The organism is Curtobacterium sp. L6-1 (assembly GCF_018885305.1).
GTDB lineage: Bacteria > Actinomycetota > Actinomycetes > Actinomycetales > Microbacteriaceae > Curtobacterium > Curtobacterium aetherium.
The window spans coordinates 1,607,256-1,631,836 of sequence record NZ_CP076544.1; the positions used below are offsets into that span (position 1 = coordinate 1,607,256).

Consider the following 24,581-nt stretch of genomic DNA (forward strand, 5'->3'; position numbering starts at 1 on the left):
ACTCCCCCGATCCACCGACCACGGCCTCCGCGCGAGGCTGGTCTCATGCCCGACACCCCAGCCATCGAGGTCCACGACCTCACCAAGCGCTACCCCACCGGCCACACCGCCGTCTCCGACCTCTCCCTCACCATCGCCCGCGGCGAGACCGTCGCCCTGCTCGGCCCGAACGGCGCCGGCAAGTCGACCACGGTCGAGATCCTCGAGGGCTTCCGCTCCCGCACCGCCGGCGAGGTCCGCGTCCTCGGCACCGACCCCGCCCGCCCGACGCGTGAGCACAAGGCCCGCGTCGGCATCGTCCTGCAGACGAGCGCCGAGTCCCCGAACGTCACCGTCGCCGAACAGCTCCGCCACTTCGGCCGCCTCTACCCGCGCAGCCGCAGCGTCGAGGAACTCCTCGCCGCGACCGGCCTGGAGGCACAGCGCAACACCCGGGTCAGCCGCCTGTCCGGTGGGCAGCGGCGCCGCGTCGACGTCGCCCTCGGTGTGATCGGGCGGCCGGAGGTGCTGTTCCTCGACGAGCCGACCACGGGCTTCGACCCGGAGGCGCGACGGCAGTTCTGGGACCTCGTCACCGCGGTCAAGCGCGAGGGCACGACGGTCCTCCTCACCACGCACTACCTCGACGAGGCCGCGCACCTCGCCGACCGGGCAGCCGTTATCGCGGACGGCCGCCTCCGCGCGCTGGCACCGATCGACGAGCTCGGCGGAGCCGAGGCACGGACGCCACGCCTCCGCTGGCGCGACGCGGACGGCACCCGGCACGAGGAACGCACCGACCGGCCGCAGGACCGCATCCGCAGCACGACGACCCCGATGCTCGACCTCGAGGTCATCCGCCCGTCCCTCGAGGACGTCTACCTCGAGATGGTGGCCTGAACCATGACGACGACCACGCCGACCGCCACGACCACCGCGGCCCCGACCCCGGCGCCCAGCGCCCTCACCCTCGGCGCCGCACGCATCGGGTACGAGATCCGCTCGTACTTCCGCGCCCCCGACTCCGTCTTCTTCACCTTCCTGTTCCCCGTCGTGATGCTCGCCCTGTTCTCCGTCGCCTTCGCCAGCATGCGCGACATCCAGGCCGGGACGGCGAGCGTCGACTACGCCACCTACTACCTGCCCGGCCTCGTCGCGACCGGCATCCTCCTCTCCGGCACGCAAGCGCTCGGTGTCGACATCGCCGGCGAGCGCAGCGACGGCACGCTGAAGCGGCTGGGCGGCACGCCCCTTCCCGTGATGTCGTACTTCGTCGGCAAGATCGGGATGGTCCTGGTGACCACGCTGGTGCAGACGGCGATCCTGCTGGCCGTGTCGAGCCTCCTGTTCGGGGTGATGCTCCCGACCGACGCGGGTCGGTGGGGCACCTTCGCAGTGGTGCTGCTGCTCGGCATCGCGACGAGCGCCGTCCTCGGCATCGCGATCTCCGCCCTGCCCCGCGAGGGCCGTCGCGCCACCGCCACGATCGTCCCGGTCGTGCTGGTGCTCCAGTTCATCTCCGGCGTCTACCTCCCCTTCCTGCAGTTGCCGGACTGGCTGCAGGGCATCGCCAGCGCCTTCCCGCTGCGCTGGATGGCGTCCGGCATGCGGTCCGTGTTCCTGCCGGACGCGTTCGCGTCCGTCGAGCCGGGAGGCTCGTGGCACCTCGGTCTCGGAGCGCTCGTCCTGGCAGCGTGGCTGGTCCTCGGCCTGGTCGCCTGCCTGCTGACGTTCCGGTGGAACCGGAAGGACGGCTGACCGTGCACCGGGGACGGGTCCTGGACGACCTCGGACGGGTTGTGGACAACGTCGATCGGAAGCCGGCGGCGTGGGAGGCTGTGGCCATGACGGAGCTGCAGCCGACGACCCGCGCCAACGTGTGGCTGCACGTGTCGTTCGCGGCGACGGTGCTGCTGACGGGTGTGATCGCGGTCGCCGCCGGGTCGCCGTGGTCCTCCCGGTGGCCGGCGTTCGCCGCACTGGCAGTCCTCACCCTCGCGTACGTCACCTACGGTCGGCGCGGGTACGACGAGCGGTGGGCCGCAGCCGCGTTCCTACCGCTCGCGATCAGCGCCGCGTTCGTGCTCCCCGCAGTCGTCCCGACCACCGCGTTCGTGCAGTGCATCCTCTTCCCGCTGGTGTGGCGGCAGGCCGAGCGGGTCCCGGTCGCCGTCGCCCTGTCCGTGCTGGTCGGGCTCGCGAGCGGGCTCGGCCTCATGGTCGCGGGCGGCCCGGACGCCCTGCCCAGCACCCTCCTCATCGAGGTGGTCAGCGTCGTCGGCTCGTGCGCGCTCGGACTCTGGCTGACGCGGGTGTCCACCCTCGCCGAGGAGCGTCGTCACCTGATCGAGGAGCTCCGTGCCGCCCAGGATTCCCTGGCCGACGCACATCGCACCGCGGGGATCGCGCACGAACGGGAGCGCCTCGCCCGCGAGATCCACGACACCGTCGCGCAGAACCTGGCCGGCATCGTCATGCTCACCGAGCGGGCGCGGAATGACCTGGCCGACGACCGCACCGACGCCCTCGACGAACGGCTCACGATCCTCGAGGAGTCCGCTCGTGCCGCCCTCGAGGAGTCACGCGTCCTCGTCGCCGCCGGCGCTGCCGGAGCCACCCACGACAGCCTGGCCGGGGCACTCCACCGCCTCGGCGAGCGCCACACCCGCGAGACCGGGACGCCCGTGACCGTCACCGCTGCCGACTGCGTGCTCGACCGCGACGCCCAGGTGGTGCTGCTGCGGGTCGCACAAGAGGGACTGTCGAACGTCCGCGCGCACGCCGGTGCCCGGTCGGTCCGGATCGTGCTGGAGCAGGACACCGAGGGCACCGTCCTGCGGCTCACCGACGACGGCAGCGGCTTCGACTCGGCGATCGTGACGGCGGGACACGGCCTGCACGGACTCCGCGACCGGCTCGCCCTCGCCGGTGGGACGTGCACCGTCGACAGCAGGCCCGGAGCGGGCACGGTCGTGACGGCCGTCCTGCCGACAGCGCGCGGAACGAGCACGGGCACGGCGCCGGTCCCGGCCCCCTCGTCCGTCCACGGCGAAGCGGTGTCCCGGTGATCCGCGTCGTGGTGGCCGACGACCACCCGATCGTCCGGTCCGGCATCGTCGCACTGTTGCAGGCAGCGGACGACATCGACGTCGTCGGGCAGGCCGCCGACGGTGCCGCTGCCGTGTCCCTCGTGCTGGCCGAGCGTCCGGACGTCGTCCTGATGGACCTGCGCATGCCGATCCTCGACGGCGACGCCGCAACGGCCGAGATCCTCGCCACCGCACCCGACGTCCGCGTCCTGATCCTCACGACCTACGAGTCCGACGACCAGATCCTCGCCGCGATCGAGGCCGGCGCCACGGGTTACCTGCTCAAGGCCGCGCCGGAGTCGGAGATCCTCGCCGGCGTCCGGGCGACCGCTCGCGGCGAGACCGCCCTCGCTCCCTCGGCAGCTGCCGCACTGGTCCGTCGGACCGTGGGCGCCGTGCCGAGCGGACCGTCCCTGACCCCGCGCGAGCTCGACGTCCTGCGCCTCGTCGCCCAGGGCAACAGCAACCCGGCGATCGGCCGCGTGCTCTTCCTCAGCGAGACCACCGTGAAGACGCACCTCGGCCACGTCTTTGAGAAGCTCGGCGTCAACGACCGCACCCGCGCCGTCACCCGCGCGATGGAGCTCGGCCTCCTGCCTTGACGCCGTGATCGACCGGGGTCAGTCCCAGGTCGCCAGCGCCAGCACCACCGCGATCGGCAGCGACACCGCGAGCACGATCCCCACGACGATCGCCAGAGTCCTCGCTGCCCGGATCCCCTGCTGCCCGACCCACACGAGCAGCAGGATCGCCACCAGGTACAGCGGCGGGACGAACAGCAGCGGCACGAAGCCGAGCCCGGTCCACTCCACGAGCGCGCCGGCGAGCAGCTCGTACACGGTGCAGCCGGCAGCCACCACGAGTGCGACCCACACGCCCTGCGACCGGCCGCGAGGGACAGCGCGTGCGTCCGGCTCACTCATCGTCGTACCCGTCGCCCGGTCCTCCGGCCAGGCAGGTGGTCTCGATCGACACGTCACCCGACACCTTCGTCACATGCGCCAAGGCCTCCTGCAGCCACCCGTCGCCGACCCCGCGGACGTCCCACCCGTACGGGTCGACGTCGCGGAGTCCGACGTCGCGCAGGACCTCGCGCACCGGAGCGATCCGCCGCTCGAGCTCGTCCGCCGGGAGTTCGTCGGCCGCCCGCTCCGCGTCGGAGCGCGGATCACCCTCGGGCACCGACGTCGCGGACCAGCGCCACGTGTACTGCGTGCCCTGCTCCAGGTTCGACAGCGGGCACCCGCGTGTGTACCGCTCGACCTCCCCGGTGCGCAGGTCCTCGCCCAGTGCGCGCACCGCACGCTCCCCGACGTCCGCGAGGTCCCGCTCCGCTTCCGCCTGCGATCTGCTGGTCTCGAGCTCGGTGAGCGGCTGCGCGCGACGCTCCTCGTCCGCAGTCCAGCTCTGCGCGACCCCCGACGTCGGGTAGCCGAGCGTCCCGGCCGCGAGGACCGCGAACACCGCGCACGCCACCGGTCCGACCAACGTCACCGATCGGTCCCGCCGTCGCTGCACCAGCAGCACGACGACGCCGGTCAGCGGCACCCCCGCACAGACGACCGTGACGACGATGCTCCCCGTCGTCTGCTCGGCGAGCGAGTGGGTCGAGTTCCCGGCACCGCTGTAGCCGGCGAGCGCGACGAGCAGCCACGCGACCCAGCCGGCGGGCAGCAACAGCCCGCTCGCCACGATCCACCAGATGCCGTTCCGCCGCCTCGGCGGCGACCACGCGACGTCGTCGATCATCCGTCCCCCGTTCCCCACACCCAGCGTACCGACCGGCCGGGAGGCGCGGCACCCGCCCGCCACGCGCCTCCCGTCCCTGGTTCATCGATCGCCAGCTCTCCGGTCGCCCTGTGGCCGGCACGCCGCAGCTCACCCGCGTACGCTCGAACGGATGCCCGCACCACGCACGACCACGGATCCGACTATCGAGCGGGACACGATCGCGACGCCCACCCCCGACGGCTTCATCCGCGTCCGCGGCGCGAGCGAGAACAACCTCCGCGACGTCGACGTCGACATCCCCCGCGACCGCATCGTCGCCTTCACGGGCATCTCCGGCTCGGGCAAGTCGAGCCTGGCGTTCGGCACAGTGTTCGCCGAGGCACAGCGCCGCTTCCTCGAGTCCGTCGCCCCGTACGCCCGCCGCCTCATCGCGCAGGGCTCCACCCCGCACGTCGACTCGATCACCGGCCTCCCGCCGGCGGTCGCCCTGCAGCAGCGCCGCGGCGCCCCGAGTTCCCGATCGACCGTCGGTACGCTCACGACGCTGAGCAACTCCACGCGCATGCTCTACTCGCGCGCCGGCACGTACCCGGCGGGTGCCGAGCAGCTGTACTCGGACTCGTTCTCCCCGAACACCGTCGCCGGCGCCTGCCCGCGCTGCCACGGGCTGGGCGTCGCGCACGAGGTGACCGAGGCCTCCGCCGTCCGCGACCCGTCGCTGAGCATCCGCGACGGTGCGATCACCGCGTGGCCGGGTGCATGGCAGGGGAAGAACCTCCGCGACGTGACGGCCGGCCTCGGGTACGACATCGAGCGGCCGTGGCGCGAGCTGCCGCAGGCCGACCGCGACTGGCTGCTCTTCACCGAGGAGCAGCCCGTCGTCGAGGTGAACCCGAAGCGCGACCGCGTGGCGAAGCCGTACAAGGGCCGCTTCTGGAGTGCCCGGCAGTTCGTGATGCACACGCTGGCGGACTCGCAGAGCGAGACGCAGCGGAACAAGGTCCTGCAGTTCGTGGAGTCCGGCCCGTGCTCGCTGTGCGGTGGCACGGGGCTGACGCAGGCGGCCCTCGCGGTGACGTTCGGCGGCCGGACGATCGCCGAGCTGAACGCGCTGCCGCTGTCCGACGTCGCCGAGGTCCTGCGTCCGACGACCGAGCTGACCGACGCCGCGGCGGCCACGTCGCGGACCTCGTCGGGTGAGCGCACCGAGGTCGCGGTCGCCATCGCACGTGACCTCCTCGGCCGGGTCGAGGTCCTCACCGGACTGGGCCTCGGCTACCTGAGCCTGGACCGCACGACGCCGACGCTCTCCCCCGGGGAGATGCAGCGCCTCCGCATCGCCACGCAGCTGCGGAGCGGCCTGTTCGGCGTCGTCTACGTCCTCGACGAGCCGAGCGCGGGCCTCCACCCCGCGGACGCGGAACCCCTCGTCCAGGTCCTCGAGGACTTGCGCGCGAGCGGCAACAGCGTCTTCGTCGTCGAGCACGACATGCGCATCGTCCGGCAGGCCGACTGGATCGTCGACGTCGGCCCCGGTGCCGGATCCGCCGGCGGCACGGTCCTGTACAGCGGTCCCGTCGACGGCCTCGCCGACGTCGACGAATCCGTCACGCGTCGGTTCCTGCAGCCCCGTCGACCCGGCCAGGAGGCACGCCCTCCCCGGACGCCCGTCGGCACCCTCGAACTGCGGAACGTCTCACAGCACAACCTCCGCGGGCTCGACGTCGACCTCCCGCTCGGCGTCCTGACCGCCGTGACCGGCGTCTCCGGGTCCGGCAAGTCGTCGCTCGTCGGCGGTGTCCTCCCGACCAGGGCGCTCGACCACCCGACCGTCAGCCGCGTGGTCGAGGTCGACCAGAAGCCGATCGGCCGCACGCCCCGCTCGAACCTCGCTACGTACACGGGCCTGTTCGACGCGGTGCGCGCCGCGTTCGCCGCCACCGACGACGCGAAGGCCCGTGGTTGGACGGCGGGCCGGTTCTCGTTCAACGTCGCCGGCGGACGGTGCGAGGTGTGCCAGGGCGAGGGCTCGGTGTCCGTCGAGCTGCTGTTCCTGCCGGGCAGCTGGGCCCCGTGCGCGGAGTGCCACGGCTCCCGGTACAACGCCGAGACCCTCGAGGTCCGGCTCGACGGCGCCACCATCGCGGACGTGCTCGGCATGACCGTCGACGAGGCCACCCCGTTCCTCGCCGAGCTCCCCGCCGCAGCACGTGCCCTGGACGCCCTCGGGCAGGTCGGCCTCGGCTACCTCCGCCTCGGCCAGCCGGCGCCCGAGCTCTCCGGCGGCGAGGCCCAGCGCATCAAGCTCGCCACCGAACTGCAGCGTGCCCGGTCCGGCCACACCCTGTACCTGCTCGACGAACCGACGACGGGCCTCCACCCGGCCGACGTCGAGCGGCTCACGGAGCAGCTCGCCCGCCTGACGGACGCAGGCAACACGGTCGTCGTCGTCGAGCACGCGATGTCCGTCGTCGCCGCTGCCGACCACGTCATCGACATGGGCCCGTCCGGTGGTGACGCCGGCGGCCAGGTGGTCGCGGCCGGCACCCCCGCCGAGGTCGCGGCCTCCCCCGACAGCCGCACGGCGCCGTACCTGCGCGCCGAACTCGGCGGCTGACCGACCACCCGTCGGACGGGAGGCGCGGTGCCGGCCCGCCACGCGCCTCCCGTCCGTCGTCGCGCCGTGGGGCGATCCGTCGTCCCGCCGCGCCCTCGCGCGGCGGGCGTCAACCCGCGACCGCGAACGCCTCACGTGCCCCGGCGGCGTCCTCCGCCGGCGGCAGCCCGTACGCCTCCCGGTAGTCCCGCGAGAAGTGCGACGCACTCCGGTACCCGACGGCCGTCGCCGCTCGTGCCGCGGTCTCGCCGAGCACGACCATGCGCCGCCGTGCCTCGCCGAGCCGGGCGCGCTTGAGGTACTGCGCCGGCGACATCCCCGTCGCCTGCTTGAACCGGGTGAACAGCGTCGAGGCGCTCGTCGTCAGCACCGCGGCCAACCGCTCCATCGACCACGCCTCGTCGAGCCGTCCGTTGAGCAGCGCCGTGGCCCGTGCGACGACCGAGTCGCCGTCGAGCGCGGCCAGGATCCGTGGCGCCTGCTCGGTCTGCAGCAGCCGCAGCACGACCTCCCGGGAGACGAGCGGGAACAGCACCGGCACGTCCTCCGGCGCCGACAGGAGTCCGACGAGCCGGGCGAACGCGTCGGCCAGCGGCGCCGTCCACGTGCCGAGGCGAGGGGGCTCCACGAGCGGGGCGGTCGAGCGCGACATGGACGCCACGACCTCGCCGACGACCACCGGGTCGAGCCGCCAGACGACCGAGACGAAGCCGCGGTCCCCCTCGACCTCGGTCACGCCGGCGACCACGGGCAGGTCGACGGGCGTGATGAGGAAGTGTTCGCGTCCCCACTGCTGGTCGTCGTCCCCGACGACGGAGCGCTTGCGGCCGACGAGCACGACCGACAGCGAGGGCACGTACCGCTGGTACCCGATCGGCGTCGGCGCCCTTACCTGGGACACCCGCATCTGGAGCGCTGCGGCACGTCCGGTCGCCCCGCTCACCGGCAGCAGCCCACCGTCCGCCCACGCACCGCGGGGCACCGACGGCATCCGCTCGGCGTGCACCAGGGCCGTCGCCGCTGCACGGTCCAGCGCCTGCGCGACCTGCTCGTCCATGGCGCCACGGTACCGCCACGAGCGCGCCGTCGGAGCGCCACCGGATCCGGCAAGGAGTCGGCCGGTCCGGGCAAGGGTGGAGCACCCGGCGGGCGCGAGCATCGGAGCATGACCACGAACACCACCACCGCGACCACCACCCTCGCCGGACGCACGGCCCTCGTCACCGGGGCGTCGAGCGGCATCGGTGAGGCCATCGCCCACGAACTCGCCGCTGCCGGCGCCGTCGTCGTCGTCACCGGCCGTGACGCCGTCCGGACCGAGGCCGTCGTGACGGCGATCCGCGAAGCCGGCGGCTCTGCAGAGGGAGCCGTCGTCGACCTGGCCAGCCACCCCGACGAGGTGCGCGCCCTGGGGGCGCGGGCCACGAGCCTCCTCGGCGGCCACGTGGACGTCCTCGTCAACAACGCCGGTGTGTACCCAATCGGCCCGACCGCCACCCTGACCGACGCCGACGCCGACGCACTGTGGGCCGTCAACGTCCGCGCACCCCACCTGCTCGTCGGGGCACTCGCTCCGGCGATGGCCGACCGCGGTGCGGGTGCGGTCGTGAACATCGGCTCGTGGATGGCACGTGTCGGCGTCCCCGTCGCTGCCCTTTACCCCGCCACGAAGGCCGCGGTCGAGCAGCTCACCCGCGCCTGGGCCGCCGAGTTCGGGCCCGCCGGTGTCCGCGTCAACACGGTGTCCCCGGGTGCGACCTCGACGCCCGGTAACGCGGACTCCGCCGACGCGCTCGCGGCGATGACCGCCGGCACCCCGGCCGGCGTCCCGGTCCGCCCGGTGGACGTCGCCCGCGCCGTCCGGTGGCTCGTCTCCGACGAGGCGGCGTTCGTCCACGGCGCGACCCTCGACGTCGACGGCGGCATCGCGGCCACCCGCCTCAGCTGATGCGTGCTCCGGGCGGCCGCAGGCCGACCGGAGGGCCTGGACGGACGGGAGGCCCGACACCAGCTGGTGTCGGGCCTCCCGTCATCGTGTGGTCACCAGGTCAGGACGAAGCGCCCGCGCGTCCCACCGGCCTCGAGGCGTTCGTGAGCCTCGGTCGCACGCGCTGCCGGCAGCACCTCGGCGACACGGGGCACGATCGTGCCGCCCTCGACCGCCTGGCGCAGCCGCTCGAGCTTGTCGAAGGAGCGGTACTCGCTGAACACGAAGACGCGCTCGAAGCGGATGCCGGCAGCGCCGTTGCCCTCCCACCCACGGACGTCGACGAAGACGCCGCCGTCCCGGAGTGCCGGCACGACGACGTCCCGCTGCACAGCGCAGTCGAAGAGGGCGTCTGCGCCCTCGGGGACGATCGCCCGAACCGCATCGGTGAACCCGTCCCCGCGCCGCACGACGTGGTCCGGCCCGAGCGACCGGACGAGCGGCTCGTCCTGCTCCGAACTGTCGGCGACCACCGTGAGTCCCGCTGCCTTCGCGAACTGCACGACGTAGTTGCCGAGCAGTCCGGCCGCACCGGTCACGGCCAGGGTCTGCCCGCGTTCGAGCCCGGCGAGCTCGAGCATCTGGATCGCCGTCAGACCGTTCATCGGCACCGTGGACGCTTCCTCGATCGTGGTGTCGCGCGGGATCCGCGTGAACGACCCGACCGGCGCGACGAGGTACTCGACGTACGCTCCCCCGTGCCCGGTCAACGGGAGCGCCATGGCCATCACCTCGTCACCGATCGGCCAGCCCTCGACGTCCGGTCCCACCTCGTCGATGACGCCCGCGGCGTCCATCCCGGGGACGTAGGGCGACCGGGCGGCCGAACTGTCCCGCTCACCGGCACGGACACCGGTGTCGGTCGGGTTCACCGCGAACGCACGGACGGCGATGCGTACCGAACCAGCGCCGGCGTGGACCTCCGGGACTTCGTGGACAGCGAGGGCTGCAGGCCCTCCGAACGTTTCGACTCCGACGACCTTCATGCACCCGGTCTACGCGCAGTACGACAGCCGTCGTCCAGCCAGCGTGTACCTCGTCGTCGAGGCGGACTGCGATCGTCCTGGGAATGCAGAAGAGCCCCTGGTCGAAGGGAGCATTGCTGCTCCCCTGACCAGGGGCTCTTCTGTTCAAGGTAAGTCCGGCGGCGTCCTACTCTCCCACAAGGTCCCCCTTGCAGTACCATCGGCGCTGAGAGGCTTAGCTTCCGGGTTCGGAATGTGACCGGGCGTTTCCCTCTCGCTATGACCACCGGAACAATTTCGACACTCCTCTAGGGAAGCGTTGAAACGTGTTCCGCGCATGCGCGGTGTTCAGTTTCAGTTGTTCCCGATCATCTGTCGGGAACCACAAAGTGGACGCGAGCCCCAACACCCCGAAAGGTGTTGGGAAAAAAGTGTGTGTCAAGTCTTCGGCTTATTAGTACCGGTCAGCTCCACGGGTCGTTAGTCCCCGCTTCCACATCCGGCCTATCAACCCAGTAGTCTGCTGGGAGCCTCTCACACTCAAGGTGCATGGAAATCTCATCTCGAAGACGGCTTCCCGCTTAGATGCTTTCAGCGGTTATCCGGTCCGAACGTAGCTAATCAGCGGTGCCCTTGGCAGAACAACTGACACACCAGAGGTTCGTCCATCCCGGTCCTCTCGTACTAGGGATAGATCTTCTCAAATTTCCAACGCGCGCAGCGGATAGGGACCGAACTGTCTCACGACGTTCTAAACCCAGCTCGCGTACCGCTTTAATGGGCGAACAGCCCAACCCTTGGGACCTACTCCAGCCCCAGGATGCGACGAGCCGACATCGAGGTGCCAAACCATGCCGTCGATATGGACTCTTGGGCAAGATCAGCCTGTTATCCCCGAGGTACCTTTTATCCGTTGAGCGACAGCGCTTCCACAAGCCACTGCCGGATCACTAGTCCCGACTTTCGTCCCTGCTCGACCTGTCAGTCTCACAGTCAAGCTCCCTTGTGCACTTACACTCGCCACCTGATTGCCAACCAGGTTGAGGGAACCTTTGGGCGCCTCCGTTACTCTTTGGGAGGCAACCGCCCCAGTTAAACTACCCATCAGGCACTGTCCATGAACCCGATCAGGGTCCTACGTTAGACATCCAAAGTGACCAGAGTGGTATTTCAACAACGACTCCACGAACACTAGCGTGCCCGCTTCACAGTCTCCCACCTATCCTACACAAGCCACTCCGAACACCAATACCAAACTGTAGTAAAGGTCACGGGGTCTTTCCGTCCTGCTGCGCGTAACGAGCATCTTTACTCGTAGTGCAATTTCGCCGAGTTCGCGGTTGAGACAGCTGGGAAGTCGTTACGCCATTCGTGCAGGTCGGAACTTACCCGACAAGGAATTTCGCTACCTTAGGATGGTTATAGTTACCACCGCCGTTTACTGGGGCTTAAATTCAGAGCTTCGCCGTGAGGCTGACCCTTCCTCTTAACCTTCCAGCACCGGGCAGGCGTCAGTCCGTATACATCGTCTTGCGACTTCGCACGGACCTGTGTTTTTAGTAAACAGTCGCTTCCCACTGGTCTCTGCGGCCTTCAACGCTCACGGAGTGAATCCGGTCACGTGTCCGGCCCCCCTTCTCCCGAAGTTACGGGGGCATTTTGCCGAGTTCCTTAACCACGATTATCTCGATCTCCTTGGTATTCTCTACCTGACCACCTGAGTCGGTTTCGGGTACGGGCGGCTGCAACCTCGCGTCGATGCTTTTCTCGGCAGCATAGGATCACTGATTTCCCCTTACGGGTACGCGTCGGATCTCAGGCACACAGACGACGGATTTGCCTATCGTCAGCCCTACATCCTTACACCAGGTTCACCTTACGGATACCATCGCCTGGCTCAGCTACCTTCCTGCGTCACACCTGTTCATACGCTAACCGCACCAGCATGGGGTCGAGCGTTAGACCGGCCACCATCACCCCGAAGGGATCCGGATGTGCCGGGTTAGGACTCTTAGCACCACTGGATTAGCTTGGGCGGTTGTTCGCCGGTACGGGAATATCAACCCGTTGTCCATCGACTACGCCTGTCGGCCTCGCCTTAGGTCCCGACTTACCCAGGGCGGATTAACCTGGCCCTGGAACCCTTGGTCTTTCGGAGGACGGGTTTCTCACCCGTCTTTCGCTACTCATGCCTGCATTCTCACTCGTGTAGCGTCCACGGCTGGATCACTCCGCCGCTTCACTCGCCACACGACGCTCTCCTACCACTCCGCACGACTGAACCACGAAGGCTTGTCGAGTGTGCGAAATCTACAACTTCGGCGGTGTGCTTGAGCCCCGTTACATTGTCGGCGCGGAATCACTTGACCAGTGAGCTATTACGCACTCTTTCAAGGGTGGCTGCTTCTAAGCCAACCTCCTGGTTGTCTGTGCAACTCCACATCCTTTCCCACTTAGCACACGCTTAGGGGCCTTAGTTGGTAGTCTGGGTTGTTTCCCTCTCGACGATGAAGCTTATCCCCCACCGTCTCACTGCTGCGCTCTCACTCACCGGCATTCGGAGTTTGGCTGACGTCAGTAACCTGTTGAGGCCCATCGGCCATCCAGTAGCTCTACCTCCGGCGAGAAACACGCAACGCTGCACCTAAATGCATTTCGGAGAGAACCAGCTATCACGAAGTTTGATTGGCCTTTCACCCCTATCCACAGCTCATCCCCTCCATTTTCAACTGAAGTGGGTTCGGTCCTCCACGACGTCTTACCGTCGCTTCAACCTGGCCATGGATAGATCACTTCGCTTCGGGTCTAGGACATGCGACTGAATCGCCCTATTCAGACTCGCTTTCGCTACGGCTACCCCACACGGGTTAACCTCGCCACATATCGCTAACTCGCAGGCTCATTCTTCAAAAGGCACGCCGTCACCCCTACAAAGGAGGCTCCGACGGTTTGTAAGCAAACGGTTTCAGGTACTATTTCACTCCCCTCCCGGGGTACTTTTCACCTTTCCCTCACGGTACTTGTCCGCTATCGGTCATCTGGGAGTATTTAGGCTTATCAGGTGGTCCTGACAGATTCACACGGGATTTCTCGGGCCCCGTGCTACTTGGGATACACATCCGGCCATAACACCATTTCGTCTACGGGGCTGGCACCCACTACGGCCCGGCTTTCAAACCGGTTCGACTATGATGCGCTGTAACCGTCCCAGTCCGGCAGAACTGAGTGACGTGTCCCACAACCCCGACCATGCAACGCCCGCCGGCTATCACACATGATCGGTTTAGCCTCATCCGTTTTCGCTCGCCACTACTCACGGAATCACATGTTGTTTTCTCTTCCTGTGGGTACTGAGATGTTTCACTTCCCCACGTTCCCTCTACCCGCCCTATATATTCAGGCGGGAGTCACCAGGTCGACAAGTCGCCTGGCGGGGTTTCCCCATTCGGAAATCCTCGGATCACAGCTCGATTATCAGCTCCCCGAGGCTTATCGCAGATTTCTACGTCCTTCTTCGGCTCCAGATGCCAAGGCATCCACCGTTTGCTCTTAGAAACTTGACCACAAAGATTAAAATTGCGATCCAACGCCACAACACAACACCACCCACAAGGAGCAGCCCATGCTGATGACGCGAATCTAAAGATGCTCGCGTCCACTGTGTAGTTCTCAACATACGATCGGCACCACACTCCCCGAACCCAACAGGTTCGCTTCATGCAGCCCAACGAAGGACCCGCAGGCCCAACCCCCACCACCAGCACATCCGAAGACACACCCTGGCAGGAAGCCTGGTCCCTCAGGACCCAACAACGTGCACCAGCCGACCCGCTCCCACCCGACCCGTTCCAACCCTGCAAGCAGAGCGTACTGAGACCGGGAGACGCGCTCCCGACTGCACTGTCAATGTTCCACCCATGAGCTACCCGTCGGACACGTTCGGTCCGAATCGGGCGCCTGGACCCCAAACCATGCTCAAACGAACACAACCTGGAACCAGATGCTCCTTAGAAAGGAGGTGATCCAGCCGCACCTTCCGGTACGGCTACCTTGTTACGACTTAGTCCTAATCACCGATCCCACCTTCGACGGCTCCTTCCACAAGGGTTAGGCCACCGGCTTCGGGTGTTACCGACTTTCATGACTTGACGGGCGGTGTGTACAAGGCCCGGGAACGTATTCACCGCAGCGTTGCTGATCTGCGATTACTAGCGACTCCGACTTCATGAGGTCGAGTTGCAGACCTCAATCCGAACTGAGACCGGCTTTTTGGGATTCGCTCCACCTTACGGTATCGCAGCCCTTTGTACCGGCCATTGTAGCATGCGTGAAGCCCAAGACATAAGGGGCATGATGATTTGACGTCATCCCCACCTTCCTCCGAGTTGACCCCGGCAGTCTCCTATGAGTCCCCGGCATAACCCGCTGGCAACATAGAACGAGGGTTGCGCTCGTTGCGGGACTTAACCCAACATCTCACGACACGAGCTGACGACAACCATGCACCACCTGTACACCGACCACAAGGGGGCGACCATCTCTGGCCGTTTCCGGTGTATGTCAAGCCTTGGTAAGGTTCTTCGCGTTGCATCGAATTAATCCGCATGCTCCGCCGCTTGTGCGGGCCCCCGTCAATTCCTTTGAGTTTTAGCCTTGCGGCCGTACTCCCCAGGCGGGGCGCTTAATGCGTTAGCTACGACACAGAAACCGTGGAAAGGTCCCTACATCTAGCGCCCAACGTTTACGGCATGGACTACCAGGGTATCTAATCCTGTTCGCTCCCCATGCTTTCGCTCCTCAGCGTCAGTTACGGCCCAGAGATCTGCCTTCGCCATCGGTGTTCCTCCTGATATCTGCGCATTCCACCGCTACACCAGGAATTCCAATCTCCCCTACCGCACTCTAGTCTGCCCGTACCCACTGCAAGCCCGAGGTTGAGCCTCGGGATTTCACAGCAGACGCGACAAACCGCCTACGAGCTCTTTACGCCCAATAATTCCGGACAACGCTTGCACCCTACGTATTACCGCGGCTGCTGGCACGTAGTTAGCCGGTGCTTTTTCTGCAGGTACCGTCACTTTCGCTTCTTCCCTACTAAAAGAGGTTTACAACCCGAAGGCCGTCATCCCTCACGCGGCGTTGCTGCATCAGGCTTTCGCCCATTGTGCAATATTCCCCACTGCTGCCTCCCGTAGGAGTCTGGGCCGTGTCTCAGTCCCAGTGTGGCCGGTCACCCTCTCAGGCCGGCTACCCGTCGTCGCCTTGGTGAGCCATTACCTCACCAACAAGCTGATAGGCCGCGAGTCCATCCCCAACCAAAAAATCTTTCCACCACCAGGCCATGCGACCAGTGATCATATCCAGTATTAGACGTCGTTTCCAACGCTTATCCCAGAGTCAGGGGCAGGTTACTCACGTGTTACTCACCCGTTCGCCACTAATCAACCCAGCAAGCTGGGCATCATCGTTCGACTTGCATGTGTTAAGCACGCCGCCAGCGTTCGTCCTGAGCCAGGATCAAACTCTCCGTAAAAAATTACAACCAACACCCGAAAGCGTCAGCGAGTTGATCTTGACTGTTGACTGTCTACTGACAATCTTCAATCCAAAAGGAATTGTCTCCGACACCCACCACCACGAAGGCGATGAGCGACGAGGTCAATAAATTGGCATTGACAATGTGCACGCTGTTGAGTTCTCAAGGACCAGACGCACTCCCCACTCCACACCGAACACGGTGCATGACAGAGAGGCTGGCTCGTTGCCCGGGGAAGAACAGGGCCAGACTCGAACCTTCCAGGATCTCATCCCGGTCAGCGTCTCAGCCGTTCCGTTCTCCGCCTCAGCGGCAACGAGTGATTACTTTACGCACGGGTGAACGGGAGCGCCAAGCCAGCTCGACGCCCGGGCGTGTCGCGCTCGGAGCCCCTTCCCCGGGTCCGTCCCCGCCAGGCCCGTGCTGCCCGCGGTTGCCGGGCGGGGCCAGCCCCGGGAACGACGGGAGGCACGGTGCGGACTCGCACCGTGCCTCCCGTTCGACCGCCGGAGCGGTCGTCGAACGTGATCGATCGTCAGTCGGCGGCAGCCAACTGCCCGCACGCCCCGTCGATCTCCTTGCCGCGGGTGTCGCGGAGGGTCGTCGGGATGCCGGCAGCGTTGAGTCGGCGGACGAACTCGTCCTGCACGTGCTCCTCGGACGAGGTCCACACCGAGCCCGGCGTCGGGTTGAGCGGGATCGGGTTGACGTGCACCCACCCCTTGCCACGCTTGTTGAGCTTCTCGGCGAGCAGGTCGGCACGCCAGGCGTGGTCGTTCATGTCCTTGATGAGCGCGTACTCGATCGACACCCGCCGACCGGTCTTGACGTAGTAGTCGTGGGCGGCGTCGATCGCTTCGTCGGCCTTCCACTTCGAGTTCACCGGGATGAGCTCGTCGCGCAGTTCGTCGTCGGGCGCGTGCAGCGAGAGCGCGAAGGTGATCGGGATGCCCTCGTCGGCGAGCTTGTTGATCGCCGGCACCAGACCGACCGTCGACACCGTGATCCCGCGCGCGCTCATGCCGAGCCCGTTCGGCTGCGGCGCGACCATGATCCGCACGGCGTCCATCACGCGCTTGTAGTTCGCGAGCGGCTCCCCCATGCCCATGAACACGATGTTCGTCACCCGCTCGGCGTCGACGCGGTCCTGCCCGCCCTTGCGCGGGTCGCCGCCCAGCTCACCGGCGGCGATCGCGGCGTTGGCCCGGACGATCTGCTCGATGATCTCGGCCGTCGACATGTTGCGCGTCAGGCCCGCCTGGCCCGTGGCGCAGAACGGGCAGTTCATCCCGCAGCCGGCCTGGGACGAGACGCAGAGCGTGATGCGGCCCGGGTACCGCATGAGCACCGACTCGACCAGGGCGCCGTCGTGCAGCTTCCAGAGGAACTTGATCGTGTCGCCCTTGTCCGTCTCGAGACGACGGGTCTCGGTCAGCAGGGGCGGCAGCATGCCCGCGACGAGTTCCTCGCGCTGGGCAGCCGGCAGGTCGGTCATCTTCGCCGGGTCGGACGTGTAGTGCGTGAAGTAGTGGGTCGCGAGCTGCTTGGCGCGGAAGCCGGGCAGACCGAGTTCCTTCACCTTGGCCTCGCGCTCCTCGACCGTCAGGTCCGCCAGGTGCACCGGCGGCTTGCCCCGCTTCGGCGACGCGAACTGCAGCAGCGGCCGACCGTCGGTCCCCGTCGCCTGCTGCCAGCCCTCGGTGCGCGGGCGCACCTGCGGGCGGGCAGAGCGCTGCTCCTCGAACGGGGTGCGGGTGTCGATGGCCATCACTCCAGCTTACGGGAGGCACGCAACCCCTCCGACCCGTCACGCCGGTCCGGCAGGTGGCCGGTCGGGTCAGGAGCCGGCGGGCAGCAGCCGGGCGAAGTGGTGCGCGGCTGGGAACATCGGGATGACGTCGACCGGCTCGCCGGGGTGCGGGGCCTGCAGGACGAGTCCGTACCCGAGGTACAGCCCGACGTGGTCGCCGTTGTCGTACACGACGAGGTCGCCGGCCTTCGCCTCGGACTCCGGGATCGTCGTCGCGACCGCGTCCTGTGTGGGGACGTAGTGGTCCAGCTGGATGCCGACGGCCTGGTACGCGACCATCGTCAGGCCGGAGCAGTCGATGCCGGTGTGGCTCGCACCGCCCTCGACGTACGGGTCGCCGAGGTACTGCAGGGCGGTCTGCACGATCGTCGCCCGGTCGCCGCCGGCCGAGAGCACCTCGGACAGGGCCGCCTGGGTCTCCCCGACCGTCGCCCCGCCGCTGACGACCAGGGTCGGGTACGACACGATCGAGGTGGTGCCTCGGTCGGTCACCGGCACCCGGACCCCGCGCGCGACGGTGAAGGTCTGGGCCTGCCCGCCGGCGCTCGCGGTCGTCGTGGCACTGGTGGCCGTGTCGACCGGAGCCGCCTCGGCCGGGATCGACAGCGTCAGGCTGGACGTCACGGCGAGGGCCGGGGCGATGAGGAGCGCGGCACGCTGCATGGTCGCGGTACGCCGGACGTGCCGGGGGTCCTTCGCCCCCCCGGTGCGGACGGCCGTGGGGAGGACCGGTCCAGCGGCTGTCGCCAGCGCAGCCCGGTGCTGGGGCATCGCGATGACCCGGGCGGGCTTGCGGTGCTCGACGTAGGTGGACCGGGCGACCAGCGGTGCCGCTGCCGGACGACGGACCCGCGGCCGGAGTGGAGCGTCCGGTGCGGTGTCGGCTCGACGGACCGGGGTGTCGGTCGGTCGGCGGTCGTCGGCTGCTGACAGGGCGTGGCGTCCCATGGTTCCTTCCGGGTCCGGACCACCGGGGGCGCCGTCGCGATCCCTGCGCGACGAGGCCGGACTCCGGTGACTCGCGCAGATAACGTATTGGTCACGAACCTGGTCCTCCCTGGAGAACCCGGCCCGCTTCCTGCGGTGCGTCACAGATCCCGCTCGACGCCGCCACGACCGACACCCTGCTCCGCCGCACAGGGAGCCCCTGACGGACGGCCCGTCGCCCCCAACCGCGCGTGGTTCGCCGCCCTCAGCCGTGCGCGGCCCGCGTGGGCGGCGGGGCGGTGGTGAGGCGGGCCTCCCGGTCGGTCGCGAGCGCGGTCAGGCGCGACGCGAGCGCGACCACCGACGGATCCGGCCGGGTACCGGCGCCCGCCGACAGCGTGCCGGGGACCGGGTCGCCGGCGCGGACCGCGAGGGGCAGGACGCCCGCCCAGACCGCGTGGTCCTCACCGTCGTCCGATGCCTCGCCGACGCCGGCCGCGCGCACCTTGACGCTCGCGGCGTCGAGCGGGAGCTGCAGGACCTGGGTCGCGCGGACCTCCTTGTCCGTCATCTCGCGCACCTCGCTCCGGCGGCCCGGCATGAGGTGGTCGGCGACCTGGCGGAGCGCCTCGGCCCGCTGCTCGACGGGGACCACGGTGGCGCGGCCGACGACCATCGCGCTGCGGTAGTTCGCCGAGCTGTCGAAGGTGGAGCGGGCGAAGACGATACCGTCGAGGTGCGTGACCGTGGCGCTGACCGGGACCCCGTCCGCGCCGGCGTCGAGGAACAGGCCGCCTCCGGTCGAGCCGTGCAGGAGCAGGACCGGCCCCGTGCCGAGGTCGCCGACGCCGTAGAGGAAGGGCAGGACGACCGGGAAGCCGTCGCGGACCATGCCGACGTGGGCGACGACCCCCTCGGCCAGGACCTGGCGGAGGACCTGCGGATCGGTCTGCTGGCGCTCGCGGATCCGGCGGACGGTGAGGGACGGGAGGGCGTCGGGAGTGGGCATGCTCCGACGCTAGGGTCGGCACTGGATCAGTACGTAGACCAGATCGGGGCGCACGGGGTGGACCAGTCGAGCAAGGTGGGCGTCGTCGTCGCCCGGGTGCGGGGGCTCGTGCACGACGGCACGCTCGGCGCCGAGGACCCGCTGCCGTCGACGCGGGCTCTCGCGGCCGAGCTCGGTGTCGCACGGGGCACGGTCGTGGCGGCGTACGAGCAGCTCGACGGCGAGGGGTACATCCGGACGCGGCAGGGGGCGGCGGCGCGGGTGGTCGCGGGAGCGGCGGGCGCGCACGGAGCGGCGGGCGCGGCGAGTGCGGGCGCGAGCTCGGGCTCGGGCTCGGGCTCGGGCTCGGCCTCGGCCTCGGCCTCGGCCTCGGCGAGCGGGGCGGGCGCGGTCGGCGGCGGCTGGGACGGCGCGGGGAGCGTCGGTGCAGGTGGACCGGGTGCAGGGGCCGGTGCGCCGGGTGCAGGGGCCGGGGCACCGGCTGCAGCCCCCGCTGCGGGTGCCGTGCCCGCGCACGACGGCGGCGTGCAGCGGGCGGTCGTCGACTGCCGACCCGGCATCCCGGCCGTCACCGCGATCAGCGAGCGCGACTGGCGGGCTGCCTGGCGTGCCGCGGCGAGCGCACCGCTCCGCAACGGCCTGTCCGATCCGACGGGCCTCCTCGCCCTCCGCGAGCAGGTGGTCGTGCAGCTCGGCCTGGCGCGCGGCTTCACCCCGTCGGTGTCGGAGGTCGTCGTGGCCGCCGGCACCTCGGAGGCGCTGTCCCTCCTGGTCGAGGCCCTGCGCGCCCGGCTCGGACGGCCCCCGCGGATCGCCGTCGAGGACCCCGGGTACCGGTCGGGGCACCGCGCCCTGACCAGTGCGGGGGCGGAACTCGTCGCCGTACCGGTCACCGCGGACGGCATCGACCTCGACGTCCTCGCATCGACCACGGTGGACGCGGTCCTGGTGTCACCCACGCACCAGTACCCGCTCGGCTCGGTCATGCCCGTCGGGCACCGACTGGCCCTCCTCGCGCACGCGGCACGGACGGGCACGGTCGTCGTCGAGGACGACTACGACTCCGAGTTCCGTCACCGCGGCCGTCCGGTGCCCGCCCTGGCGGCGCTCGACACCGCCGGCGTGGTCGTGCACCTGGGCGGGTTCTCGAAGACGCTGGACCCGCGGTTGCGGTGCGCCTACGTCGTGCTGCCGCCGGGGCCGCTCGGCGCCGCGGTCGTCACCGCCCGTCGCGCGCGTGGTGCCGTCGTCGCGGAGCCGGTGCAGGTCGCGGTCGCGCACCTGCTGCGGACGGGGGCGTTCCGGCGGCACCTGGGCCGGGTGCGGCGGGACTACGCGCACCGACGGGACCGCATCGCACGCCGACTGGCCGACACCGGTCTGGAGGCACGGGCCCTCACCGGCGGTCTGCACGCGGTGCTGACGTGGCCGGGTCCGGCGACCGGTGCCGCCGTGGTCGCCCGTGCCGAGGCGGGCGGGGTCCTCGTGAGCGACCTGGCGGACTACGAGGTCGAGCGGGGGCGGTCCGGCGACGGAGTGGTCGTCGGCTACGGCGCGGTGACGCTGCCGGAGCTCGACCGGGCGCTCGACGTGGTGCTCGCGGCGGTGCGGACGGAGCGGGCGGCGGGGGCACGGGCGGCGGACCCGCAGCCGCCGGCTCCCGGGCGCGAGCGAGTGCGCCGCTGATCCGTCGTCGTCAGCGGCGTCCCGCGGACGGGCGTCGACGGCGCCCCTGTCGGTCGGACCTCAGCGGCGCGGGCCGCGTTCCGACGCGGTCCGGCCGGCGCGCCACACGTCGGCGAGCGACGGGACCGGCGAGTCAGCCGGGGCTGCCCACCCACGACGGGCCGCCTTGCGGGCGGAGCGGTAGGTGGTCACGTGGATCGGGTCCACGTCCTGGTTCGATTCGTACTTCGTCATGGCGTGCTCCCTGTTCACGGCGCCCACCGTCCGGTGCGCCGACCCTCGCCGGGACGGATCACGGACACAGGACGCGAGACGAACTCTCTTCTCCTGCGACGGTACGCGGCACGGACGTGCGACGAACGGTCGACGGCACGAGCCCGCGTCATCCGGACGTGTCGGGCACCGGGCGCGGCGGAGGTCCGGGTCCGGGTCAGCTGTCCGGCAGTGCGGCCGTCGGGAGCTTGCGGAGCTTGGTCCGCCGACGTCGACGGTCCGGGATCATCGACCGCATCTCCTCGAGCTTGCCGAAGCAGAGCAGGCGGTCGCCCGGCTCGAGCGCGACACCGCTGCGCGGGTTCGGGATCACGGACGTCCCGCGGTGCAGGGTCAGGACGGTGATGTCGCGGTCCCACAGGCCCGAGTCCTTGATGGTCTTGCCGACGAGGTCTGCGTTCGTGTGCACGAGCAGCTCGGCGACGCCGTACCCGGTCGAGACGCTGAGGCGCTGGCGGACGTCGATCTCCGGGAACGCCACCTGGTTCGCGATGAAGTCGATGACCGCGCCGGCCACGTCGAGCCCGGTCGCGCGTTCGATCCCCTCGAGGCCCGGGGACGAGTTGACCTCCATGACGAGCGGCCCGTCGTTGCCCTCGAGCATGTCGACGCCGGCGACGCGGAGTCCCATGATCTGGGCGGAGCGGACCGCCGCCTCCTCGTACTCCGGCGTGAGCGTGACCTGCTCGACGGTGCCGCCGCGGTGCACGTTCGACCGGAACTCGTCGCCCGAGGCCGACCGGCGCATCGCGGCGACGACCCGGTCCCCCACGACGAGCGCGCGGATGTCCTTGCCGCGGCTCTCCGAGATGAAGCTCTGGATGAGGACGTTCTGCTTCGTCGAGTGCAGCGTCTCGACGATCGACTCGGCGACCTTGGCCTCGGGCGCCAGGATCACGCCGATGCCCTGCGTGCCCTCGAGGAGCTTGATGACCACCGGTGCGCCACCCACCCGTTCGATCGCTCCGCGGACGTCGGCCCGGCTGCTGACGAACGTGGTCGCGGGCATGCCGATGTCGTGCCGGGACAGGATCTGGTTGGCGCGCAGCTTGTCCCGGGAGTTCGTGATGCCGTTCGCGGTGTTCGGCGTGTACACGTCCATCTGTTCGAACTGTCGGACGACCGCGGTGCCGTAGTACGTGATCGAGTTCCCGATCCGCGGCAGCACGGCGTCGTAGTCGGACAAGAGCTTGCCGCGGTAGAGCAGGTCGGGCTGTTCGCCGGTGAGGTCGATCGCGAAGCGCAGGGTGTTGAGCACCTTGACGGTGTGTCCGCGTTCCTCCGCGGCGGTGCGGAGGCGCTGGGTCGAGTACGCGTGCGGAGCGCGCGACAGGATGGCGAGTTTCATCACTGCCAAGATAGGGGCATGGCCGAGCGATCGAAGAGCGGGGCGTCCGCGTCCCGGGTACCGATCGTCGCCGGGTGGCGCGAGTGGGCGGCGCTGCCGGACATCGGCATCCCGTGGATCAAGGTGAAGCTCGACACCGGTGCCCGCACCTCGGCCCTGCACGCCTTCGACGTGGAGGAGCTGCCCGGCGGCCGCGTCCGGTTCTCGGTGCACCCATGGCAGGACTCCGACGTCGACCCGCAGACCGTCGAGTGCGCCGTGCACGACCGCCGGGTGATCCGCAGTTCGAGCGGCCACACCCAGGAGCGCATCGTCGTCCTCATGTCCATCGAGCTCGGCGGGCGGACGGTCCTGGCCGAGGTCACGCTGAGCAACCGCGACCAGATGGGCTTCCGGATGCTCGTCGGGCGCGAGGCCCTGCGTCAGGGGTTCGTCGTCGACCCAGCACGGTCGTTCATGGCGGGCCGGGCGCCGAAGGCGGTCCGGCGCCGGAACCGCGGCCGGAGCTGACGCGCCGCCTCCGAGCAGCGACCTGGGACGGACGGGAGGCCCGTGGCGGGGCCGCCACGGGCCTCCCGTCCGTCGTCGGTACGGCCGGTCACGCCCCCGCGAGCACCGGCTACCGGTCGACGACCGGCGCACCGAGCGTGGCGCGCACCTGACGGGTGAGCTCGTCGGCGAGCACCTCGTGCGCCCCGGCGACGACTCCGTCCCAGACCGCACGCACCACGTCCGCGGCCGTCACCACCAGCCGAGGACGACGACCGCCGAGAGGCTGAACACCAGGTACGCGAGCACGGCCCCGCCGACGCGACCGGTCAGGGCGACGAGCGATCCACAGAGGACCCCGAAGGTCGTGTACACGACACCGCTCAGGACCAGGTCGGAGGGCGTCGGCGCCACGACCGTGCGTCGGACCACGATCTGCAGGAGGGCGTAGAGGAGCGCCGGCGCGAGCACCGCGGCGAACCACCGTGGTGCCGGCAGCAGCCGGGCGAGTCGGCGCTGGAGGAGCCCCTGGAAGACGACCGCGCTGAGCACCGGGCTGACGAGGAGGAGGCCGACGAACCCGACCACGACCGCGACGGTCTGCTCCGCCGTCAGCACCAGTGGCGGTGTCCCGGCGCTCGACCACGGGCCCGGCAGCGCCCGGGCGAGGACGCTCTCGAGCGTGCGGCAGACCATGACGATGCCGACGGCGGCGACGACCTCGCGCCCGCCGACCCGGAGGGACCCGAGCGTCGGGCGGGGACGGGCCCGCCGAAGCACCCAGCAGGCCGCGAGGACGTACGGCACCCAGACGGGCAGGAACCGGCGCGCGACCATGAGCATCGCCGGTGTCCCGGTGTCGACCGGGAACGCCGCCACCGCGAGGGTCCCAACCACGGCGAGCACGACGGCACCCGCCAGGACGACGGCATCGCGGCGTGCGGACCCCGCACCGACCGCGGGTGCACCGCCGTCGTCGCTGCTCACCCCGCGAGCGTAGGGCGGAGCGCGGGCCGGGCGCAGGCCCTCGTCCGGGGCGCACGCCGAGGGCCCGTCCGGTTCGTCGAGACCGCTTGACACGGCCACCGCCCGCTGTCTACTGTCGTGGAATCGATTCCATGGAATCGATTCCACG

Annotated in this window: 19 protein-coding genes and 3 rRNA genes; 8 read left to right on the forward strand and 14 right to left on the reverse strand. The window is 69.3% G+C overall.

Annotated elements, in window-relative coordinates:
• The first annotated feature begins 45 nt into the window (after nucleotides 1-45).
• The 4 genes from KM842_RS07300 to KM842_RS07315 all read left to right on the forward strand — a co-directional run bounded on the left by KM842_RS07300 (nucleotide 46) and on the right by KM842_RS07315 (nucleotide 3,670).
• The gene (locus tag KM842_RS07300; RefSeq protein WP_216261789.1) at nucleotides 46-879 is read left to right on the forward strand and encodes an ABC transporter ATP-binding protein; all 834 of its coding nucleotides are present in this window, start codon (nucleotides 46-48) and stop codon (nucleotides 877-879) included.
• A 3-nt stretch (nucleotides 880-882) separates the two neighbouring features.
• Nucleotides 883-1,737: an ABC transporter permease gene (locus KM842_RS07305; RefSeq protein WP_216261790.1), complete on the forward strand. Its 855-nt coding sequence runs from the start codon at nucleotides 883-885 to the stop codon at nucleotides 1,735-1,737.
• An 86-nt stretch (nucleotides 1,738-1,823) separates the two neighbouring features.
• A complete protein-coding gene (locus KM842_RS07310; protein WP_216261791.1) occupies nucleotides 1,824-3,047 on the forward strand; it encodes a sensor histidine kinase in 1,224 nt (407 codons plus the stop codon).
• Nucleotides 3,044-3,670, forward strand: a complete 627-nt coding sequence (locus tag KM842_RS07315) for a response regulator transcription factor (RefSeq protein WP_216261792.1) — start codon at nucleotides 3,044-3,046, stop codon at nucleotides 3,668-3,670. Before KM842_RS07310 ends, KM842_RS07315 begins: the two co-directional genes overlap by 4 nt.
• Before the next feature lie 18 nt (nucleotides 3,671-3,688).
• Here the strand turns inward: KM842_RS07315 and KM842_RS07320 are convergent, their stop codons facing one another.
• Nucleotides 3,689-3,991, reverse strand: a complete 303-nt coding sequence (locus KM842_RS07320; RefSeq protein WP_216261793.1) for a hypothetical protein — start codon at nucleotides 3,989-3,991, stop codon at nucleotides 3,689-3,691.
• Nucleotides 3,984-4,817, reverse strand: a complete 834-nt coding sequence (locus KM842_RS07325) for a hypothetical protein (RefSeq protein WP_216261794.1) — start codon at nucleotides 4,815-4,817, stop codon at nucleotides 3,984-3,986. Before KM842_RS07325 ends, KM842_RS07320 begins: the two co-directional genes overlap by 8 nt.
• Before the next feature lie 151 nt (nucleotides 4,818-4,968).
• On the opposite strand from KM842_RS07325, the gene KM842_RS07330 reads away from it, so the two are divergent.
• On the forward strand, nucleotides 4,969-7,416 hold the full coding sequence (locus KM842_RS07330; RefSeq protein ID WP_216261795.1) for an AAA family ATPase: 2,448 nt from the start codon (nucleotides 4,969-4,971) through the stop codon (nucleotides 7,414-7,416).
• Between the two features lie 109 nt (nucleotides 7,417-7,525).
• On the opposite strand, the gene KM842_RS07335 is transcribed toward KM842_RS07330, so the two are convergent.
• Nucleotides 7,526-8,473 (reverse strand): AraC family transcriptional regulator, encoded by a 948-nt coding sequence (locus KM842_RS07335; RefSeq protein WP_253206301.1) that lies wholly within the window; start codon nucleotides 8,471-8,473, stop codon nucleotides 7,526-7,528.
• Nucleotides 8,474-8,581: 108 nt separating this feature from the next.
• Here KM842_RS07335 and KM842_RS07340 point away from each other — a divergent pair, with 108 nt between their 5' ends.
• A complete protein-coding gene (locus KM842_RS07340; protein WP_216261796.1) occupies nucleotides 8,582-9,364 on the forward strand; it encodes an SDR family NAD(P)-dependent oxidoreductase in 783 nt (260 codons plus the stop codon).
• Between the two features lie 92 nt (nucleotides 9,365-9,456).
• Here KM842_RS07340 and KM842_RS07345 read toward each other — a convergent pair whose 3' ends face one another.
• The 7 genes from KM842_RS07345 to KM842_RS07375 all read right to left on the reverse strand — a co-directional run bounded on the left by KM842_RS07345 (nucleotide 9,457) and on the right by KM842_RS07375 (nucleotide 19,650).
• Entirely contained in the window at nucleotides 9,457-10,389 is a 933-nt protein-coding gene (locus KM842_RS07345; RefSeq protein WP_216261797.1) for an NADP-dependent oxidoreductase, read from the reverse strand.
• Nucleotides 10,390-10,542: 153 nt separating this feature from the next.
• Nucleotides 10,543-10,659: ribosomal RNA gene (rrf, locus tag KM842_RS07350) — 5S ribosomal RNA — on the reverse strand.
• A 143-nt stretch (nucleotides 10,660-10,802) separates the two neighbouring features.
• A 23S ribosomal RNA gene (locus KM842_RS07355) occupies nucleotides 10,803-13,931 on the reverse strand.
• 448 nt (nucleotides 13,932-14,379) lie between these two features.
• Nucleotides 14,380-15,901 (reverse strand): 16S ribosomal RNA (locus KM842_RS07360).
• Together the 16S, 23S and 5S rRNA genes form the textbook arrangement of a ribosomal RNA operon.
• Nucleotides 15,902-16,439: 538 nt before the next feature.
• Nucleotides 16,440-17,672: a dual-specificity RNA methyltransferase RlmN gene (rlmN, locus tag KM842_RS07365; protein ID WP_216261798.1), complete on the reverse strand. Its 1,233-nt coding sequence runs from the start codon at nucleotides 17,670-17,672 to the stop codon at nucleotides 16,440-16,442.
• 69 nt (nucleotides 17,673-17,741) lie between these two features.
• Nucleotides 17,742-18,662, reverse strand: a complete 921-nt coding sequence (locus KM842_RS07370; RefSeq protein ID WP_216261799.1) for a C40 family peptidase — start codon at nucleotides 18,660-18,662, stop codon at nucleotides 17,742-17,744.
• 244 nt (nucleotides 18,663-18,906) lie between these two features.
• Nucleotides 18,907-19,650, reverse strand: coding sequence for a pyridoxamine 5'-phosphate oxidase family protein (locus KM842_RS07375; protein ID WP_216261800.1), 744 nt, complete (start codon nucleotides 19,648-19,650; stop codon nucleotides 18,907-18,909).
• Between the two features lie 57 nt (nucleotides 19,651-19,707).
• Between KM842_RS07375 and KM842_RS07380 the strand changes: the two genes are divergently transcribed.
• Nucleotides 19,708-21,336: an aminotransferase-like domain-containing protein gene (locus KM842_RS07380; RefSeq protein ID WP_253206303.1), complete on the forward strand. Its 1,629-nt coding sequence runs from the start codon at nucleotides 19,708-19,710 to the stop codon at nucleotides 21,334-21,336.
• Nucleotides 21,337-21,396: 60 nt separating this feature from the next.
• Here the strand turns inward: KM842_RS07380 and KM842_RS07385 are convergent, their stop codons facing one another.
• Both KM842_RS07385 and rimK read right to left on the reverse strand, forming a co-directional pair.
• Nucleotides 21,397-21,570, reverse strand: a complete 174-nt coding sequence (locus KM842_RS07385; protein ID WP_216261802.1) for a hypothetical protein — start codon at nucleotides 21,568-21,570, stop codon at nucleotides 21,397-21,399.
• Between the two features lie 196 nt (nucleotides 21,571-21,766).
• Complete coding sequence (gene rimK, locus KM842_RS07390; protein ID WP_216261803.1) at nucleotides 21,767-22,957, reverse strand: 30S ribosomal protein S6--L-glutamate ligase; 1,191 nt, start codon at nucleotides 22,955-22,957, stop codon at nucleotides 21,767-21,769.
• Between the two features lie 18 nt (nucleotides 22,958-22,975).
• Here rimK and KM842_RS07395 point away from each other — a divergent pair, with 18 nt between their 5' ends.
• Nucleotides 22,976-23,467, forward strand: coding sequence for an ATP-dependent zinc protease family protein (locus KM842_RS07395; protein WP_216261804.1), 492 nt, complete (start codon nucleotides 22,976-22,978; stop codon nucleotides 23,465-23,467).
• 109 nt (nucleotides 23,468-23,576) lie between these two features.
• Here the strand turns inward: KM842_RS07395 and KM842_RS15950 are convergent, their stop codons facing one another.
• Complete coding sequence (locus KM842_RS15950) at nucleotides 23,577-23,702, reverse strand: hypothetical protein (RefSeq protein WP_301183822.1); 126 nt, start codon at nucleotides 23,700-23,702, stop codon at nucleotides 23,577-23,579.
• Nucleotides 23,699-24,433: a CPBP family glutamic-type intramembrane protease gene (locus tag KM842_RS07400; RefSeq protein ID WP_216261805.1), complete on the reverse strand. Its 735-nt coding sequence runs from the start codon at nucleotides 24,431-24,433 to the stop codon at nucleotides 23,699-23,701. The genes KM842_RS15950 and KM842_RS07400 overlap by 4 nt, the downstream gene beginning before the upstream one ends.
• Between the last annotated feature and the right edge of the window lie 148 nt (nucleotides 24,434-24,581).